Source organism: Mycoplasmopsis pulmonis (assembly GCF_900660575.1).
Taxonomy (GTDB): Bacteria; Bacillota_I; Bacilli_A; order Mycoplasmatales; family Metamycoplasmataceae; genus Mycoplasmopsis_B; species Mycoplasmopsis_B pulmonis.
Genome location: NZ_LR215008.1, coordinates 777,122 through 796,543, shown reverse-complemented (window position 1 = coordinate 796,543; position 19,422 = coordinate 777,122). Strand labels below are relative to the sequence as shown.

The window sequence follows — 19,422 nt, the reverse complement described above, 5'->3', positions numbered from 1 at the left end:
TATCTTTTTAAATGGTATTTATATGTTTGTGCTATTCAGTTTTTAGAGAATTATTTCTAAAAGTCCATTTGGACTTTTTTTGTTTTATTTTCAAAAAACTTTATTTTATTTAAAACAAATCAAAATTTTCTGCAAAGTTTATTAAAGCTTAATAATGAAAATTCAATTTTTTAAAATAAAATTTTTTGGATTTAAAATTATAGTGATTAAATTTTAAAATAATCTAGCTTATTTTTTTGTGTTAATATTTTAAAGTTACATTTTAATATGTAGGAGAAGTATTTATGGCTATAAGAAAACCATCAATTAAAATATTTTGAATATCTTCTTTAACTTTTTTAGTTTTTGCTGCAAGTGCAGGACTTTATTTTGTCTCAAAAACATCTCAAAACAAAACTCTTCAAACTTTTGAACCTAGAAAAATCAACTTTGAAAATCGCCTTGAAAAACACCAAAGCCTTAATGAACTTTTGGATGAGGCTAAAATGCTTTTTGAACAAGATAAAAAAAACAATCTAAAAAGCTTTTCTGTTAATGATTTTTTTCACAAAAAAATCCAAAGGATTAATTTACTAAAAACAAATGAGAAAATCTTTTTTTCAGTTGATAAAAAATTTACAAAACTTTACTATCAAATTTTTGTTGACAATCTTTTATCAAAAAAAAGCCAAATCAATGAAATTGAAAACTCACAAACTACTGAGCATGCTAGGTATGCTCTAAGATTTATTGACCCAGAGGCTAGTGCTCAAAAATATCTTGCCTCTTCTGTTAGTGAATCACAATTAAAAGTCATTGGTCTTGAAAATAATAAAGAATCTCAAATTGATATTTTAAAAAGAGTTGTTTCCATTAATAAAGTTTATGCAAACGATTTAACAGGTGAGCTTATTGCTGAAGTTTTTATCGATCCAATAGAAGAAAAAACTCAAATACACAATTTTATTCACTTGAAGATGAGCGGGCTTAGAAAAGAGAATTTTTTAGCTGAAAAATTTCAAGAAAACTTTTTATTAAAATTAAAAAATTCTAATGATTTTAAAACTAGTGATAAAGATTTTGTAAATTTAATTAACTCTCAAGATCAACTAGCTAGTAAATTAAATTTATTAAGAAACTATTATGATCTTTCTGAAATTGAAAAAGATTATAGAATTGAAGTTAATAAAGTTGAACTTGTTGATTCAAAACTTATTTTAAATTTTAATTTACAAACTAATTTAAAAAAACCCATTGCTAGCTTTGGCCAGTTAGAAGCAAAAGAATATCTAAGCAAAAAAAATATTTCTATTAACTTAGAATCTTTTTCAAAAAATAGAATATCTGACAAGATTGAAAGTGTTTTAAAAAACTTTAAATTAAGAGCCAAAACTAAGACTCTTAAAGTTAAACCCTCAGAAATTACAAGCATTGATGTTTTATCTCAATATTTCCATATTCCTATTTCAATCAATGATGTAAAAGTGCAACTTGAGCTTTTAAAAGATTCAATAAATGATGATCTTGATTATATAGAAGCTAATTTAACTTTGAGCTATGGACAAATTACTAAAGGTCAAAAAATTCAAATTAATGGATTTTACTCAAATCTTAAGGAAAAAGTAGAATTATTTAGCTCTCAAGATCTTTTCAAAAATAAACCAGTCAATGATATTCTTCCTTCAGAGTTGACTAACGAAAATTTAAGTTCTTATTTTGAATTATCTAGCTCTATTGACAATTTTAAAAACTCTTCTTTAGAACTTTATAGAAAACAAGAGGACAATAGTTTTGTTTTAAATGATAAAACAGGTGAGGCTTTAGTTCAAGTTGTTTTATCCAAAAATGTCAATGGAATAAAACAACAAGCCAAAAAAGCAATTAAGCTTTCAAATCTAAAAATGTCTATAGAACACTTTAATAACTTAATTGATAAAAACACTAATCTAGTTAAGTTAAAAGAAAATAAAAATCTCTCAAATATATCTTTTGAAACTCTAAGTTTTGACAAAACAAAGGAAAATAACTTTTTTGATTTGTTTCAAATCAACACTGACATAGCCAAAGATCTAAAAAACTACAAAGTTTCAATAGTAGAGAGCATTGAAGAGATTAAAAATATTTATCCAAATAGAAAGCTTTTTGAAATAAATAGTGAACAAAAAAGCCTTAGTGTATTTTTAAAATTTGAAAAAGAAGGTCAAGATAAGCTCATTTTACCTTACAAAATAAAATGATCAAAAACGTAAAGCAATTTTAAAAAAATCAATTCAAGAAACTCAAGGAAACTAAGAATTTTTAACTTAATTTTATAATTTTAGTTTTAAAACCTAGTATTTTTACAAATACTTTAAAAAATCAAATAATTAAATGAAAACTTTTAAGGAATAAATGCTATTTGAAAATAATAAACAAGGTATAAAGTTAAAAAAAGGAATTAATAAAAAAGCTATTTTTATTACAGCTTTTACATTTTCAGCCATCATTTCTGTTGGTTCTTATTCATATATAGTATATAAACATACCAAAAATGTACCAACACTAAAGTTTAGATACAAAAATGAAACTGATAAGGATTTAAGTTTTTTCTTAAATATTGTTGAAGAAAACTTTAAAAAACATAATAACTTTGATGTATCTGCTTTTTTTAATGAAATTATTGAAACAAAAGATTTAAAAACTAATTACAACTTAAACTTTAAAGTCTCTGATGATTTTAAAAAATTATATTATCAAGTAAATGAAAGATCAATGGGTTATGTTTCAAAATTCACTGAGCTTTCTAAGATTTCAAAAGCTTCTTACACACCTTTAACAAGAGAAAAACAACTCTTAGAACTTGAAGAATATAGCAAGTCTCTTCGACTAACTTGAGTTGATGCAAAAAAAATTTCAACTAATGTTTTACCCTCTCAAGTTGAAGAGCAAAACATCCAAATTCAAAGATATAACCAAGAAAGCCAAGAACTTTTACCTTTGAACTTATCTAAATATAGTGTTTTAGTAACTCAAAGCTTAGTTGATGATTTAAATGGGAAAAGACAATACCACATAAGGATTTCTTTAATTAACGATCCAACAATAAAAAAAGATATTGTTTTGGATTTTACTAATTTGAAAAAATTTATCTTTGAAAAAGATGATTTTTCAATTAGACAAAAACTTGTTTTAAATAGGCCTTTAGCCAAAGAATTCAAAGCCCAATATGACTTATTAAAAACCCCAGAAGAAAAAAGACAAAAAATAGAATCTATTTTTGAAATAAACACTTCAAAAGATATAGTATTTATTCCTGAAGATTTAGAATTTACTAATAACACAAGAGAGCTTTTATTAAAACATAACTTAGAAAAACAAGTTAAAAATCAAAATCAACAAAATCCTAATCAACTAAAAAAACTCTCTTTTTCTAGCCAAGTTGAACTAACGGGCTTTGCTCCAATTAAAAATGAAGAGGTTTTAGAAGTAGAACAAGAGCTAAGCAAAATTAAGTCTCTCGAAAGCAAAAAAGCATACAATAAAATTTTACCTAGCCAAATTAGCTCAACAAGTATTTTAAAAGACTTTTTCCAAATGCCTCAAAGTGTTAACGGAATTGATTTTTCAATTGAGCTAGAAAAAGATGGAGCAAATGATAATGCAGGAACTCTTAGTGCTCTAATTTATGCTAGAAAAAAATCAGTAGTTGAGTCTAAAAAAATTACAATAGATGGATTTTTAAAATTGCAAGATTATTTAGATTTAACGATAAATGCAATTGATTCACTAAATTTAAAAAATAATTATTCAACTTTACTTCCTTCTAATGTTGAGCTTAATGACTTGGAAAAAATAGTTGATCTTCCTGAAAATTTTGATGGCTTTGTTTATAAATTGCTTTTTGAAAAATCTAGATTTTCTGTCAATGATGAAAAAGGAACTATTAAAGTAACTCTTCAACTTTCAAAAGATAATTTAACTGTTGAAAAAAAAGATATTCAAATTTCAGGCTTTAGAACAATTGATGAATTTATTAGACAAAACTTTTCAAGCCTAGGAAGAGCAATTAGAACTAAGCCTGGTTTTGATCTAAAAAATTATAGTGCCTCTGATCTAATTCCAAAAGAAGATATTCCAGCAAGTGCCTATCCAGCGCACTTTGGTCAATTCTTTGAATTTACCGATGAAAAAAATCCAATTAATCAAGGATATGACATCAAACTTGTCTCTTCTGAACAATTTTTATCAATTAATGAATCTCTAGGTTTAAATCCAAAAATACTAGAATCCTCAGATCGAGGAACTGAGCTGTATGCTTACATAATTTTAACAAAAGACAGATCACAACTTATAATAAGAAGAATAACTATTAGAGGCTTTAGAGCAAAAAACTAATATATTTCAAAGACAAGCTTATTTAAAAAAATTAGCTTTATAAGATATAAAAAACCCCACATGCAAATGTGAGGTTTTATTGTTTTTAAATTTCTTTATTATCTATTTGTTGATTTTTTGAATTAGACTCATCCAAATTAACATTTTCAATATCTTGTTTTTCCAAAGCTTTTTCTTCTAAATTTGCCTCATCATTTGGCTGGTCTTTATCATTTTCTAAAGTATTAATCTCTAGAGATTGTTTTTTTAAAATTTGCTCTTGAGCTTTTTGATTTTTTATCCTTTGGATATTCATAAAGCTTAAAACAATTGTTAAAACAGATACAATAGATCCAATAGCAACTAGAACATCAGCTATGTTAAAAGTTCCACTTTCACCATTTTTATATCAAGGTATGTAAATAATGTCTTTTACCATACCATTAAAAGCGAATCTATCTATTGCATTTCCTAGTGCTCCAGTAGCAATTAGTGAAAATCCAATCATTTTTAATGGATGAGAAGAATAATAAGCTGAAATAATAATTGCAATAATGGCTAAAATGCTAAAGGTTTGAATTAAAGGAATACTACTTGTAATTCCTGAAGTTATTCCATAGTTTCCAAAAGAACGAGTACCTATTCAGCCATAGTTATTATCATCAACCATAATACCATTGTTGCCTTGTGCATTTCAGACAAAAATTTGGCTTTTAGTTACTTGGTCGAAAATAATCCCAAGAGTCATAATTGAAAACAAAACTAAAAAGTTCATTAAAATTATTTTTTTGTTTTGTTTTCATCTTCTTAAAAAATCATCAGCAAAAGCTTTAGAAAAAGATTTTGCTTTTACTATGAATTTATTGTTTGGTAACATCTTTGACATAAATCTTCAACTACCTCAGTTTTTTCAATATGGTTTCAACATCTTGGACATTTGTGTGAATCAAAAGTTTCAACTCTTAGTGAACTACCAAATGATATTTTACCAATCATTAGTAATTTTTTAAGATCAAGTGACATTAAAAAATTACTTTTTGTATTAATCGTTACATGAGCGTCATTGGTTCTTTTGATTTTTTTATTAGCTATTTCAACTTCAATTTCCTTGTAAACTTCATCTTTTAAATCAAAGAATTCTTTTCAAGTTTTTTCAAGTTTGTCATCTACTATTGTTGCTTCAAACATTTTTTCTAGATGAACAGATTCTTGTTTGTCTTGTTTGTTGAAATTATCATAGGCATCCTCGGCTGTTGTTGGCATAATTGGAGCTATAACAACTAAAGTTGCTTCTAAAATGTTGTACATGTTGTATTGAATCATTCTTCTTTCTTTAGAATTGATTTTATCTGCATAAAGAGAATCTTTTGAAATTGATAAATAAAAACTTGAAAGATCAGTTAAAAAGTTAGTTAGAGTTTTTATTACATCATTAAAATCATAGTCATTATAAGCTTGTAAAATATCAAATTTTACTTTCTTTAGTCTTTCATTGATTAGCTCATGAATTCCCTCAAGTTTTAAATTAAACTTAGAATGGTCATAATCTTGTAAATTACCTAATAAAAACTTGATTGTGTTTCTAATTTTTCTATAATTTTCAACAGTTTGTTTAATAATTGATTCAGAAACACTTACATCATGGGCATATTCACAATTTGCAACTCATAGTCTTAAAATATCAGCTCCATATTTTTGAATTATCTCTTGAGGATCAACTACATTTCCAAGTTGTTTAGACATTTTTTTACCTTTTCCATCAAGGACAAAACCATGAGAAAGAAGTAGTCTATAAGGACTTTGACCTCAATAAGCCACTGAATTAATAATAGATGAGTTAAATCAACCTCTGTATTGATCAATTCCTTCAAGATAAAGATCAAAAGGAACACTTACTCCTTCAATTTCAACACCTATTGAAGTTGAACCTGAATCAAACCAAACATCCATAATGTTTGTTTCTTTAGTCCAATTTTTATTTTTATACTCACTTGGTAAAAGTTCATCAACTGATTTTTCAAATCAAACATCGCTTCCATATTTTTCAACAAGTTCAATTACATGGTCAAAAACTTTTTCATCATTAACTATTTCATTTTTTTCATTGTAAAAAATAGGAATAGGCACTCCTCAAGAGCGCTGACGAGAAATAGTTCAAGTTTTTCTATTTTCAATCATTGTAGCTAATCTCTTAACAGCCCAAGAAGGTCTTCCTTCAATTTTTTCAATTTCTTTTAAAATAGCTGGCTTTATTTTATCTATTGAGACAAATCATTGAGGAGTACCTCTAAAAATTATCGGCTTTTTAGTTCTTCAATCATGAGGATATGAGTGAGTAAAGTATTCAAAAAACATTACTTTGTCATTTTTTTCTAAAAACTCTTTAATTTTTATATTAGCCGAGCTATAAAAAAGACCTTGAAATTCATCTCCTTCAGAGTTAATGCTTCCATCATCATTGATGTGCATAATTTGATCAAGCTCATTTTCTTGACCAATGATAAAGTCATCTTCACCAAATAAAGGAGCCATATGAACAAGTCCAGTTCCTGCATCAATAGAAACATGGTAACCAGCTACAACAATACCAAACAAATCAGTTTTTATAGGTCTTTGATATTCAACACCAAGCAAGTTTTTTCCTTTAAAAGTATCAACTACTTTGTATTTTTGAACACCAAAAATTTCCATTACTTTTTCAAGCAAATCACTAGCTACAATGTAGTTTTTCTTATTGAATTTTACTTTTGAATATTCAATGTCAAGACCAACTGCAACTCCAGAGTTAGCAATTAAAGTTCAAGGAGTTGTAGTTCAAATTAAAAGCTCATCATCAACTTCTACAAATTCATTTCCTTTAGTTATTGTAAAACATGTATAAATTGAAGGTGAAACATGATCATAGTATTCAACTTCAGCTTCTGCTAAAGCGCTCATTGATGAAGGAGATCAATAAACTGGCTTAAGTCCTTTATAAATTAGTCCATCAAAAAACATTTTTTTAAATAATTTAAGTTGCTTTGCTTCAAAGTTTTTATCTAAAGTTAAATAAATTTCTTCAAAATCTGAAAGCATTTGTAATTTTAAAAATTGTTCTTTTTGAATTAACATTTGATTTATAGCGTACTTAGCAGCTTCTTTTCTAAGTTTTACAACTTCGATTTGTTTGTGATTTACTTTTAGCTCACTAAGCATTTTATTTTCAATAGGAAGCCCGTGAGTGTCTCATCCTGGAACAAAAGGTGAATAAAAACCTTGTAAGCTTTTAAATCTTACAACTATGTCTTTTAAGATCTTATTTAAAGCATGTCCGATGTGAATTGATCCATTTGCATAAGGAGGCCCATCATGGACTACAAATTGTTTGTTGTTTTTATTTTTAGCTAGTATTTTGTGGTAAAGCTTATTATCAAGCCATCTTTGCCTAAATTGTGCTTCTTTTCTTGTTAAACCAGCTTGCATTTCAAAGTTAGTTTGAGGCATGTTTAGGGTATCTTTATAATCTTTTTTCTCGTTCATTTAATTATCCTTTAATTGTTTTTTATTAAAACTCTAAGAAAACTTGTAAATAGAGGATTTGGTTTTAGCGGTCTTGATGTAAATTCTGGGTGATATTGAACTCCCAGATAAAAAGGATGGTTTTTAACTTCACAAATTTCAGCTAATTTCCCTTCATTTCAAATTCCTGAAAATACAAATTCTTCATCTTCAAGTAAGTCTATATACTTAGAATTTATCTCATAGCGATGTCTATGTCTTTCGATGACTTGATCTTTTTGGTAAATTTTCTTAGCTAGAGTATTTTCTTTAATTGTTGTTGTGTAATTTCCTAGTCTTAGTGTACCACCTAAATTTTTATCTTTTGCTTTTCCTTGAATTAAATCTAAAATATAAGTTTCATCATTTTTGTCATTGGCAAATTCTCGTGAATTTGCATTTTTAATACCTTTCATTCTAGCATGAGCTACACTCATTGCTTGAAAACCAAGACAAATTCCAAAAGTAGGTATTTTATTTTCTCTTGTATACTGAGCAATTCTTACTTTTTGTTCTCAACCTCTAATTCCAAAGCCAGGTAAAATTACAACTCCGTCATAGCCTTTTAAAAACTCATCTAAGTTAGTTAACTCTAACTTGCTTGAGTCAACTCAGTCCATTTTTAAATCAATATTTTCTTCATATGAGCTAACTTTAAAAGCTTCAATTATTGATTTATAAGCATCCAAAAACTCAACGTACTTTCCTACCATTAAAATTTTAGCTTTATAAGCTTTTGGTTTTTTTATTGAATCAACTAATTTGTTTCATTTGCTTAAATCTGGCTCAATGTCTTTAATTTTAAAATGAGACAAAATAATTTGAGCTATATTTTGTGATTCAAAATATAAAGGAGCTTCATAAATATTTTTCATATCTGGAACTGAAATTACATAATCTTTATTTAAAACTGATTTTTTAGCAATTTTTTCAACTATATTGTCAGGCACCATTTTTGAATTTCTAAGTAAAACTAAATTAGGGCTAATACCAAAAGATCTTAAAGAGTTAATACTTACTTGAGTTGGCTTTGATTTAAACTCATTTGAAGCTTCTAAAAAAATGACATAAGTTACATGAACTAAGAAAAATCTATCAGGTTTTGCAAGAGCAAGCTCTGCCATGGCATAAATAAAAGAGTTTGATTCAATATCTCCAATTGTTCCACCAATTTCAACAATCATAAAATCAGGTTTATGCTTTGTGGCTATTTTTTCAATTGTATTTAAAATTTCATTAGTAAAATGTGGAATTAATTGAACAGTTTTTCCTAAAAAATTACCATTTCTTTCTTGAGTAAATAAATTTGAAAAGATTTTTCCACTTGTGTAATTGCTATCTTTTGAAAGTTCTACATCAATAAATCTTTCGTAGTGTCCTAGATCAAGGTCAGTTTCTCCTCCATCAGCTGTAACATAGACTTCTCCATGTTCATAAGGGGACATTACTCCTGGGTCAATATTTAAGTAAGGATCTAATTTTAAAACAAAAATTTTAAAACCTCTATGTTTTAATAAATTACCTATTGAAGCAGCACTTACACCCTTACCTAGACCAGAGACAACTCCTCCAGTGACAAAAATATATTTAGTCATTTTACTCCTTAGTGTCATTGAACTTTAAAAGATTATACATATATTCAATCATTCGATATTTAACTTTAAAAAAGTTTTAGTTATTAGTTTTGCTGATATTTTTAAAAAAATAAAAAAATGGTGGAAATGCCGGGAGTCGAACCCGGGTCCACACATTCACAATGCTTATAAATCTACAGTTTATTCCAATTTTTAATTGTTGATTTAATAGAAAAAATTGAACAAAATTCTATTAAATCAACTAGCTAAATTTCATGAAATTGATGCTAGAGCAACTTCACTAAGTTCTTAGGCATGCTTCCATTATCCAGAACATATAATGGAGCAACTAGCTGCTAAACGCTAGCAAAAGCTAGATTTTGGTTTAGATTTTGACTAATCATTAAATCTTGATAGTCATTTTCTTGTTTTTTTGTTCCGTTTATTGAAACGCCTAGTAGCATTATAGTCTGCCAAACTACTGCATTATAAGGTTATAAATGCCTGTCGAAACCATTACATCCCCAATAACATTTTCAATTATAGCAACTCAAAGGATTATAAATTAAATTTTTTTAAATTTAATAAGACTATTTTTTCTAAGTAAGAGGTTTTAAAATTTTAAAAAGAATTTGTTTTGGTAAAAAACTTCTCATATTTTGATAGTCTTTTAAAAAGTGCACTGATCTTTGTTCAAGATCATCAAAAAGTTTTTGAATATCTTTGACAACTTCACCTTCAACAATATCAATTGTTTCATATTGAGCATAAAAACTTCTAATATCAAAATTTAAAGTTCCTATGTAAGCAATATTTTTATCAAAAATTCCCATTTTTGAGTGATTGAAAAAGCCATTTGTAAAATAAATTTTGATTCCATATTTTTCAAGTTTTTTAAGCTCAACTAATCCTATTTGGTGAACAAGTTTTTGAGCTGAATAACCAGGATAAAAAATAGATACCTTTACCCCTGAAAGAAGAGCTATTTTAAAAGCATTGAAAAGACCATTTGAAAGAGAAAAATAAGGAGTTGATATTTTTATTTCTTCTTTAGCATTTGCAATTAATTTGATAAGTGAGTCTTCAATAATTGAGTCATTTAACTCAGGACCATCTTCAAAGATAATTGCTCTTGACTCAAAGTTATTTTCTAATTCACCAATTGGCTCTTTATATCGTAGTTCTATATTTCTTCATCTTTTTCACATGTAAATAAAAATGATGATGTAAGAATGAACATAAGGACCCTTAATCATATAGTTAATATCATGGTAATAACCAAATTGAGAGTCTAGTGAAATATATCTATCTGATATATTTGATCCTCCGTTAAAAACTATTTTTTTATCAATGATAAAAAATTTTCTATGGTTTCTGTAGAAATTTGAAGAGATCAAAAAACCAAAGCGTAATCTACCAATAAATTCAATTTCAATATTAGGATGTTTTAGCCTATCTAAGGTTTTTCTTTTTAAATGCCTTTGACCAAAATCATCAATTAGTCATTTAATTTTTACACCATTAGTTGCTTTTTTAATTAGAAGTGAAAAAAATTCATCAACTAATTCACCATCTTTTGCATAGTAAGAAACAATTCAAATTTCTTTTTGAGCTTTTTCAATATGCTCAAAAAGAGAATTAAAATATTTATAAGGATGACTAAACATTTTGAATTTAGCTGGAAGTATTGGCTTTTGACTTAAAAGTGAGAGTTGATTAAATAAATTTTTTTCTCCAAAGTCATGAATCATAGTTGAAAAATCATCAATGTTGGTCCCATCTTTTAAGATGTTATTAAAATTTTTATAATAAGCATCATAGTCTTTTCTATGTCTATATTTTTGACCAACTAGAAAATAAAGAAGATGTCCAAAAAAAGGCAAAATAGTAATTACAACAATTCAAGAAAGCTTTGATGAAGAGTTCCTATTTTGCATAAAAATAAAAACTACCACTCCAGTGTTAATTAAATAAACAATAGCAATCATTAAACTAAAATAAACATAATTTAGATGAAAAATAAGTCAAAAAACTACTATGTTAATTACAAGAAACAAAAATGATAAAAAATATCAAAGAAATCTAGTGAAGTTTTTTTTGTCCATAATAAGTTAATTTTAAACAATACATTATTTTTTGCCAAAAAAATAAAAAAAATGGCGGGTCAGAGAGGATTTGAACCTCCGCGGGAGTTGCCTCCCCTACATCCTTAGCAGGGACGCCTCTTCAGCCACTTGAGTACTGACCCACAGCACTATTGCCATTATACCATTTTTTACTTTTTTTATTAGTTTATTTAAGATAATTTTTGAGACTCAAGTTTATAGTTATCTATAAAAATTCTAAAAAGCTTGCAAACAAATTTTAAATGTGGACTCAATGCCAAAGTCTCTTCATTAGGAGTTATAAGCTCTATTTTTGATGCATCTATTGTTGATATTTTAATTAAAAAATCATTAATTTTATCTTTTTGTCAACTATCTACATTTTTTTCATTTATTACAATTTCATCTTTACTATTTGATAAGCTAATAATAATTTCAAAATTATCTTCTTGGTCTTGTCTTTTTTTATAATCTATATTAATTTGAATCATGTTTTTCCTTTATAGTTTCTTTTTTCTTTATGTAATCCATTCTTTTTTTAATCGCTTCTTCTCCACCTTCTAAATAGTAAACTTCTAAAATTTCCTCTTCTCCTTCTTTATTTTTAATAGATTTAGAATCTGAAAAAATTTTATCAATATCATTTTCATGGATATTTGTAGTTACTACCTTATCTGGATTTACTAATATTCCAATGTTTGAATTATGTGTAACTATAAAAATTTGCTTGTTTTCTTCTCTTGCTTTTATTAATAAAGGTACTATTTCTTCTTTAATTGTATGATTGTCTAAATTATCTTCTGGTTGATCTAAAAATAAATATTGTTGATCATTTTTTAACATTTTATATTTAAGACCAAATATTGATTTTTCTCCTGGAGACATATTCTCATATTTTTTATTTCCTGCATAAATATGAACATGATCTTTTACAAAAAAATCAATAATTTTTTTCTCAGCTTCATCTTTTCAATTGTTTACTTTTTTCTGTTTATCTCCTTTATTTTTAAGCATTCAATTACTATGTAATCTTTTATCTGTTTGACCTGTTTTATATAAAAATATCCCAAAGGAATCAAAAATTTTTTCTTCATCTAAAACAAATCTTTCTAATTTAAAGGTTAAAAGATCAGTATTTTTCTCTTCTAAATTTAGATCTATTTTTTGATCAATATAACCTTCTATTTCATTAAATGTTTTTTTAATTCCAACTAGAATTTTTGCTTGTTCTTTAAAAAATTTTTCAAATTTCGAAGAGGTTAATCTATTTTTTTCTGATTCATTTTTCTCTTTTTTGTATTCATTTTTTTGAATGATAAAATTTCTTTTAAATAAATCAAGAACAATTCTAGTTAAATTTAATTTCTTGTTGTATGTTTCTAAATTTTTGATTAACTCTTCAATTTTTAAAATATTTTCTTCAATAGATAAAACAATTTGTTTTTCTTCTTCTATAAAAGGAAAGCTAGCTTTGTTATTTTCTTTTTCATAAAATTTTTTGCTATTTTTTAATATGTTTATATATGCCTTGCTTTCTTTAATTAGTTTTTCATTAACGTCAATTTTATTTTTTAATTTACCAATTTCCTTAGCATTGTCATAGTCAATTTTTTCTGGATCAAAACGAATATTATCAGCTGGATTTTTTACTTCCCAAAAACTTCGTCAATTTATCTCTTGACTTTTTTGATTAAAATAATCTATTTTTTCTTTGAACTCTTTTAATTTATCCACTAGAGATAAACTATTTTTTTCAATGATTTCATCAACAAATTGATCTAAACTATTTTCATGTTGTTTTTTAATGGTTTTATTATTATCAAGTTTTGTTTTTATCTCATCATTTTGACGACTAATAAAATTTAACTTATCAGCTTTTTTATCAAAATCACCTTGTTTTACTTTTGTGTAATCACTTAGTGAAATTTCTTCATCATCTATTTTAATAGTACTAATATTAATATTCTTTTTTGTCAAAAAATCCACTAAAGGATAGCATTGACTTTTTAAAAAATGGGAAATTAAAATTTGGAAAAGAGTGCTTTTTCCCGACCCTTTTTCTCCAACTATGATATTTATTTTTCCAAAATTTATTTCCTTTTCTTCATTGTTTTTCTTTGATTTTATTGTAATGCTATTAATCATACTAATTTCACTTTCTAATTGCTTTTACTCACTTTCTTTGTGAGGCTGTTTGACAAAATTTTTCCTTTCTAGTAACTTAGTTTTTAAATTTTCATATGATGGATCTCCTTCTATCATTGTTATTAGCTTTGTATGTTGAGGATATTTATTCCATGCATGAGTGTCGCTAAAAGCAACTGTTGAATAATTAGGGTTACTTTTTATTATTTTTTTGTAATTTGTATGATTTAAATTTGTCACTTCCAAAGCATCAACTTGACAAGATTCTATGTCTTCTTGTTTCAAAAAATCTTCAGTTGATCCTTTCCCAATATGAGGAATTGCTAAAAAATCAAAATCTTTTAGTTGATCCAAAAATTCTTGATAAGTGTACATCCATTTTCTAGCAATTTTCTTGATGTGTTTTTGAAGCTTTATTAAATCTTGTTTTGGGTTAAAAATAAAAATTGATTGTCCCTTTTTACCATCTTTTCTAACTAAATCAACTTCAATTCCTGGTAGAAAAACTACTTTAGGGCTATATTCCAATGCTAAATTTTGAATTCTAGTAAAAAAATCAAAATTAAAGGTATTGTGATCTGTAAAACTCGCTAGTGCAATGTTATTGTCCTTTAAAATTCTGATGGCTTCTTCTTCTGAAGTTCATTTGATTTTTGTTCCATTTGTGCTTGAGTATGGAGAGTGTAGGTGAAGGTCAATTTTTATTTTTTTATCATTCATATTTTTCATTCTTAAGTTATCTATTTTTTTAATAAATTTTTAATAATTTGGAGATAATTAAAAAACTATTTTTAAATTTGAATTAAATATATTTAATTCTTAAATCATTATATATGAGTTTAAATATAGAAATTAGCAAATGGAAAATTTTGGAGTGTTATGAAAAAAGTGAAACAATTTTCGTACTTGTCAGTAATTATTTTTGTTGTAGGATCAACAATAGGTGCTGGGATATTTTTCAAAAATAGAGAATTACTAAGAATGGCTCATGGTGAATTGGCCTTTGTTCTATCTGCTTGGTTTGTTTCATTAATTGGAATTATTGCAATGGGTCTTGCTATAGTTGAACTTTTTTCTGCCCAAAAAACTAATAAAGGAACCCTAGAATGGACTCTCCTTTTTAGTCCTAAATGATTCCACAAGGCTAGTTTAAATTATCAAAAGTGATTTTTTATTCCAGTTTCTTTATTTACGATGACCATTTATGTTACTTCTTCTTTTGTTGATGTAGGAGTTAGTTTAAAAAATGGTTGATTAGTTCTACTTTTTGCCTTTTTAATTTTCTTATTTTCATGGTAATCAACTTAATATCAATTAAAATTGGTGAAGTTGCTCAATGAATAACAACAATTGTTAAAGTAGTTCCTCTTTTTGTTTTACCAGTTATAGCTTTTGTTTTTGCTGATTTGGAACTTGGTAATACTTTTTTACAAAAACAAATTAAGCCTGAAGTGGGAATTACAGGAATGAGTAAGTGATTAATTATTATTGCTGGTCTTCCTGCTATTACCTTTGCTTATGACAATTTTTATGCAATTTCAAATATTAAAGAAGAGCTAAGTCCTAAAGCAGAAAAGAAAATTGGAATGGCAACTGTAATTGGACTAGCCATTATCACTGTTATTTATATGTTAATTACTGTTGCCTTTAATTATGGTTCAAATGATGGAACAATTAATACTATTTCATTTTTAGAAAAACCTGAAAACGCTAGATTATTTGCATTTTTTAATTCATGTATAGCTATTGGAATTTTAGGAATTATTAACTCTCTTGCTCTTTCTTCACCATATCAACTTAGAGGATTATATGAACAAGGTGAAGCAAATGAGTTTAGATTTTTACACAAATTTATCTACAAAATCATTTTGAAACAAGAAGTAGATGTTAAAAATAGAAAACAAACTCTTTTTGTTTCATGAATTTATTTATTCTTATCAAGCACTTTATTTTTTATAGTTTTTGGACTAATTGCTATTCTTGCCTACAGAATAGATACTTGAGATCTTGGACAATATGGAACTGGCACTTATTTATATAGTTTTGTTGATGTTCTAACAAATTATTCATCATTTTTATTATTTTCAATTATTACTGTAACTATTCTAGGAGCTTTAATAAATAGAAAAACTAAAAAAATTAAAACTGCAAAGAAAAAATATTTTATTCCAACAGCTATTGTTACAATTGTATTTTTCTTTTCAACATTTGCTTATATATTTGTTGTATCAGTTGCAAATATATTTATATTGGAAGGAAAAGATCAACAATCTTCAATAATTAAACTTGTAATTCTTTTGATAATTTTGTTAGTTTCAATTATTCCAGCGCTAATTTCTGTTAGAAAAGAATCAAAATTAAATAAAAATAATTTAAAAGAGAATTATATTTCCACAAAAAATTAATTTTTATGAAAAAAAATTTATTTTTCCATATTAAAAGAGAAATTTTCAATTCAATTGAAAATTTTTTATTTAATTTTATATAAAATTTTTATGAGAAAAAGGAGCTAATATGATAGTTGATAAATTAAATAATTTAAATCGTTATAAAAATATTCACCCAAATTTAGATTTTGTTATAAATTGATTAAAAGAAAATTCTCTTGATAAGCTTGTTGAAGGAAAAACTCTTTTAAAAAATGATGATGTTTTTGTAGTTAAAGTTAAAATGGATGGTTACAATCTTGAAAGTGGATTATATGAAGTTCACAAAAAATATGCTGATTTACATATTGTTGTAGATCCAAGAGAAGATATTTACTATGCTCAAGAAGAAGAGTTAAAAAATCTTAAAAAAGAATTTGACACAGCAGCTGATATTAAACTTTATGCTTTAGATACTACAAGAAATAAACTTTCTTTAAATTCTAATGAGTTTGTTTTCTTTTTTCCAGGAGAAGCTCACGGGCCTAAAATGATTGGCGAAAATGAAATAATGGATAAAATTATTTTTAAAATTAAAATGGGTCAATAAAAAAATTTAACTTTTTATTATAGTGATTTTGTGTAACGAACATATATTTTCTTGTGTTAAAATAATGTTCGTTATTTTTAAAATGTAATTTATTTTAATTTTAAGTTTTAGAGGAGTTGAACATGAAAGAATTTTTTAAAAAAATATTTAGTTTAACTAACCCTAAACGATGATTTATTGTTTTTTTAATTACCATAACCACAGTTTTATCTGTAAGTATTGGTTCAAGTTTGTATGTTGCTCCTAATGTTAATAAATCAATTGACTATGGTGGAGGAATTGAATCACTAATTCAAGTTAGAAATGCCAAAGGTGAAAATGCTGATGAAAATTTAACTTCTCAAGTTTCTAATTCCCTTCATCAAAGACTTACTGGTGGAGCTGGTGTCAATGGCTCAAATGTTAGTGTTGAAGGTGGGGGTAAAATTAGAATTAGTAGTACAGGTGTTTCTTCAGATGATGATAAAAAGAAATTTGAAGATTCAATTGTCAAAAAACCTTCTTTAATCTTAACTGATGTTAATTCTAATCCTATTTTCCAAGATGGATTTTTTAATCCTAATATAAGACTTGACTATTCAAAACCTGAAGAAATTGAGTGACATCGATATGTAGCTCCTATTAAAGAATCCTCAGCTAGAGATTTACCTGATCCTTCAAGACCTGGTAATTCAATAGTACAAATTGGACTAAAAAATCAAGATGCAATTACAGAATTTGCCAAAGCAACTGACTATATTTCAAAAAGTAGAATTCCAACCTTACTTTTTTGACTTGATCTTAAAGGACTTGTAGAAAAAGGTCAACTAGCAGAAAATGCAGCTGATTGAGAAGCTTCAGGACAAAGACCATACAATTTTGTCTTTAATGGCAATAGACCTTTTGAAATAGATAGAAGAGTTAACAGACTTATTCCTAATGCTAAAAGAGAAAGTCGCCTTAATGTAAGTAGTTTTCTTCTTTCAGAGGCCAATGTTAGACAAGCTCTTAATGCCGAAACTTTTATAATTACTGGTAATTTAACTGCCTCTTCAGCTAAACAACTTGCCCTTGATGTAAACTTTGGTTCAGGTGATTACACTTTAGAGCTTTTATCTTCAAGATTTGTTGATGCTACTTTAGGAACTCAATCATTTAACTATGCCATTATTGCAGGAATAATTTCATTTATTGTAATTGCTCTAATTATGATTTACAACTATGGTGTTCTTGGAATAGCCTCCTCTTTGTCCATTGGACTTTACATATTCCTTTCACTAACTGTTTTTACTTGATTAAATGGAGAATACTCACCAGCTACAATAGCGGCTTTAGTAATAGCTATAGGTATGTCAGTTGATGCCAACATTATTACTTTTGAACGGATTAAACAGCAACTCAAATATGGAGATAGTCTAAAAAAAGCTACTAAAAATGCTCATAGATTCTCTCTTTCAACAATTTTGGACTCAAACATAACTACTTTAATTGTTAGTGGAATTCTTTTTTACTTTGGTACAAAGCTCATTAGAGGTTTTAGCATCTCACTTATTCTCTCGATAATATTTATTTTGTTTGTGATGTTAATTATCACTAGAATGGCAACTTCTTTATTAATAGGAACAGGCTTCTTTGACAATAGACTTTATTTAATTGGTGTAGGTAGAAGCTTCTTTACAAAAGAGAAAAAAATAATTACATTTTTTGAAAAATTAAATTATTTCAAACTTTCTAAATGGTTTATTTTATTCTTTGGAGTCTTTGTTTTAATAGCTATAATTATCTATTCAATTTTTGCTGGAATCAATGGAAATTTCTTGTCAGGTTTTGAAAGATCATTAGAATTTCAAGGTGGAACAAATATCTCCTTTGAAAAAAGTTCAATTGATAATTTATCTTTAGCTGAAGCTCAAGAAATTAAAAATACTCTTGTAAATTTAAAAAACACGGCTAATGGAAGTGAAAACTTAATTACAAGTGGAGCTCAAGATATTTTTATCAATGCTAAAAATCAAGCTAGAAGCAATTATGTAGTTTCTCTTCAAACAAAACAAGTTTTTGATCAAGATCAAATTAACTACATAATCCAAGAAGTTTCAAAAACTTTTTCAAATATCTCTTCTACTCCTTTTATAGTCTCAACAAATGAAGCAAGCTCATTGGTTAAAAATTCTATAGTTTCAATTTCTATTGGTATTGTTGGAATAGTTCTTTATACAATTTTTAGATTAAAATGAACTTTTTCAATAGCAGCAATTGTTGCTCTTTTACATGATATTGTCTTTGTAATTGCTTTCTTTATAATATTTAGATTAGAAATTTCACCAATCTTTGTAGCTGCTATTCTTTCAATTATTGGTTATTCAATTAACGATACAATTGTTACTTTTGATCGAATCAAAGAAATTATGCATAGTGAATACTATCACCAAAAAATTGATCAAAAAGTGCTAATCAATATTACCAACAAAGCCATTAAAGACACTATTAAAAGGTCAATGCTTACAACAATAACTACTTTAGTTACCATAGTTGTTCTTCTATCATTTAGAGGATCAACTGAAGTAAACTTCAATATAGCTCTATTTGTAGGTTTAATTTCAGGAACTTATTCATCTATTTTTATAGCTTCATGATTATTTGTGAAATTAGAAACCTTTAGACAAAAGATGATTAGAAGAAGAAAAGCAAATAACTTTTGAAGTGTTGGTTTTGTTGAAGAACAAACATTCAATGGAATAAATGATTTTGTCTCTTAATTTCAAAAGCTAATT

Annotated in this window: 13 protein-coding genes, 1 tRNA gene and 1 other RNA gene; 6 read left to right on the top strand and 9 right to left on the bottom strand. The window is 26.4% G+C overall.

Annotation, left to right across the window (positions count from 1 at the left end; genetic code table 4):
* The first annotated feature begins 284 nt into the window (after window positions 1-284).
* Together EXC36_RS03360 and EXC36_RS03355 are read left to right on the top strand one after the other, a co-directional pair.
* Window positions 285-2,228: a lipoprotein 17-related variable surface protein gene (locus tag EXC36_RS03360; protein ID WP_129690423.1), complete on the top strand. Its 1,944-nt coding sequence runs from the start codon at window positions 285-287 to the stop codon at window positions 2,226-2,228.
* A 142-nt stretch (window positions 2,229-2,370) separates the two neighbouring features.
* Window positions 2,371-4,353, top strand: coding sequence for a lipoprotein 17-related variable surface protein (locus EXC36_RS03355; protein WP_129690421.1), 1,983 nt, complete (start codon window positions 2,371-2,373; stop codon window positions 4,351-4,353).
* A gap of 85 nt (window positions 4,354-4,438) precedes the next feature.
* On the opposite strand, the gene EXC36_RS03350 is transcribed toward EXC36_RS03355, so the two are convergent.
* The 9 genes from EXC36_RS03350 to EXC36_RS03310 form a co-directional block, all read right to left on the bottom strand.
* Window positions 4,439-5,218 carry a signal peptidase II gene (locus EXC36_RS03350; protein ID WP_165152528.1) on the bottom strand — a complete coding sequence of 260 codons (780 nt, stop codon included), beginning with the start codon at window positions 5,216-5,218 and terminating at the stop codon, window positions 4,439-4,441.
* Window positions 5,185-7,851 (bottom strand): isoleucine--tRNA ligase, encoded by a 2,667-nt coding sequence (ileS, locus tag EXC36_RS03345; protein WP_129690417.1) that lies wholly within the window; start codon window positions 7,849-7,851, stop codon window positions 5,185-5,187. Before ileS ends, EXC36_RS03350 begins: the two co-directional genes overlap by 34 nt.
* A gap of 11 nt (window positions 7,852-7,862) precedes the next feature.
* Window positions 7,863-9,482: a CTP synthase gene (locus tag EXC36_RS03340; RefSeq protein WP_010925467.1), complete on the bottom strand. Its 1,620-nt coding sequence runs from the start codon at window positions 9,480-9,482 to the stop codon at window positions 7,863-7,865.
* Between the two features lie 100 nt (window positions 9,483-9,582).
* Window positions 9,583-9,969, bottom strand: a transfer-messenger RNA (tmRNA) gene (gene ssrA / locus EXC36_RS03335).
* A gap of 73 nt (window positions 9,970-10,042) precedes the next feature.
* A complete protein-coding gene (locus tag EXC36_RS03330) occupies window positions 10,043-11,380 on the bottom strand; it encodes a phospholipase D-like domain-containing protein (protein ID WP_158304733.1) in 1,338 nt (445 codons plus the stop codon).
* A gap of 220 nt (window positions 11,381-11,600) precedes the next feature.
* A tRNA-Ser gene (locus tag EXC36_RS03325) sits at window positions 11,601-11,691 on the bottom strand.
* A gap of 48 nt (window positions 11,692-11,739) precedes the next feature.
* Window positions 11,740-12,039: a hypothetical protein gene (locus EXC36_RS03320; RefSeq protein WP_010925465.1), complete on the bottom strand. Its 300-nt coding sequence runs from the start codon at window positions 12,037-12,039 to the stop codon at window positions 11,740-11,742.
* Entirely contained in the window at window positions 12,026-13,693 is a 1,668-nt protein-coding gene (locus tag EXC36_RS03315; RefSeq protein WP_129690415.1) for a hypothetical protein, read from the bottom strand. Before EXC36_RS03315 ends, EXC36_RS03320 begins: the two co-directional genes overlap by 14 nt.
* A gap of 24 nt (window positions 13,694-13,717) precedes the next feature.
* Window positions 13,718-14,413 (bottom strand): PHP domain-containing protein, encoded by a 696-nt coding sequence (locus tag EXC36_RS03310; RefSeq protein ID WP_050780384.1) that lies wholly within the window; start codon window positions 14,411-14,413, stop codon window positions 13,718-13,720.
* Window positions 14,414-14,572: 159 nt separating this feature from the next.
* On the opposite strand from EXC36_RS03310, the gene EXC36_RS04075 reads away from it, so the two are divergent.
* From EXC36_RS04075 to secDF, 4 genes are all read left to right on the top strand, one after another.
* Entirely contained in the window at window positions 14,573-14,992 is a 420-nt protein-coding gene (locus EXC36_RS04075) for an amino acid permease (RefSeq protein ID WP_129690413.1), read from the top strand.
* Window positions 14,986-16,098 carry an APC family permease gene (locus EXC36_RS03300; RefSeq protein WP_129690411.1) on the top strand — a complete coding sequence of 371 codons (1,113 nt, stop codon included), beginning with the start codon at window positions 14,986-14,988 and terminating at the stop codon, window positions 16,096-16,098. Before EXC36_RS04075 ends, EXC36_RS03300 begins: the two co-directional genes overlap by 7 nt.
* A 109-nt stretch (window positions 16,099-16,207) precedes the next feature.
* On the top strand, window positions 16,208-16,669 hold the full coding sequence (locus EXC36_RS03295) for a YhcH/YjgK/YiaL family protein (RefSeq protein ID WP_010925461.1): 462 nt from the start codon (window positions 16,208-16,210) through the stop codon (window positions 16,667-16,669).
* Window positions 16,670-16,791: 122 nt separating this feature from the next.
* Window positions 16,792-19,407, top strand: a complete 2,616-nt coding sequence (secDF, locus tag EXC36_RS03290; RefSeq protein WP_041364199.1) for a protein translocase subunit SecDF — start codon at window positions 16,792-16,794, stop codon at window positions 19,405-19,407.
* Window positions 19,408-19,422 lie beyond the last annotated feature (15 nt).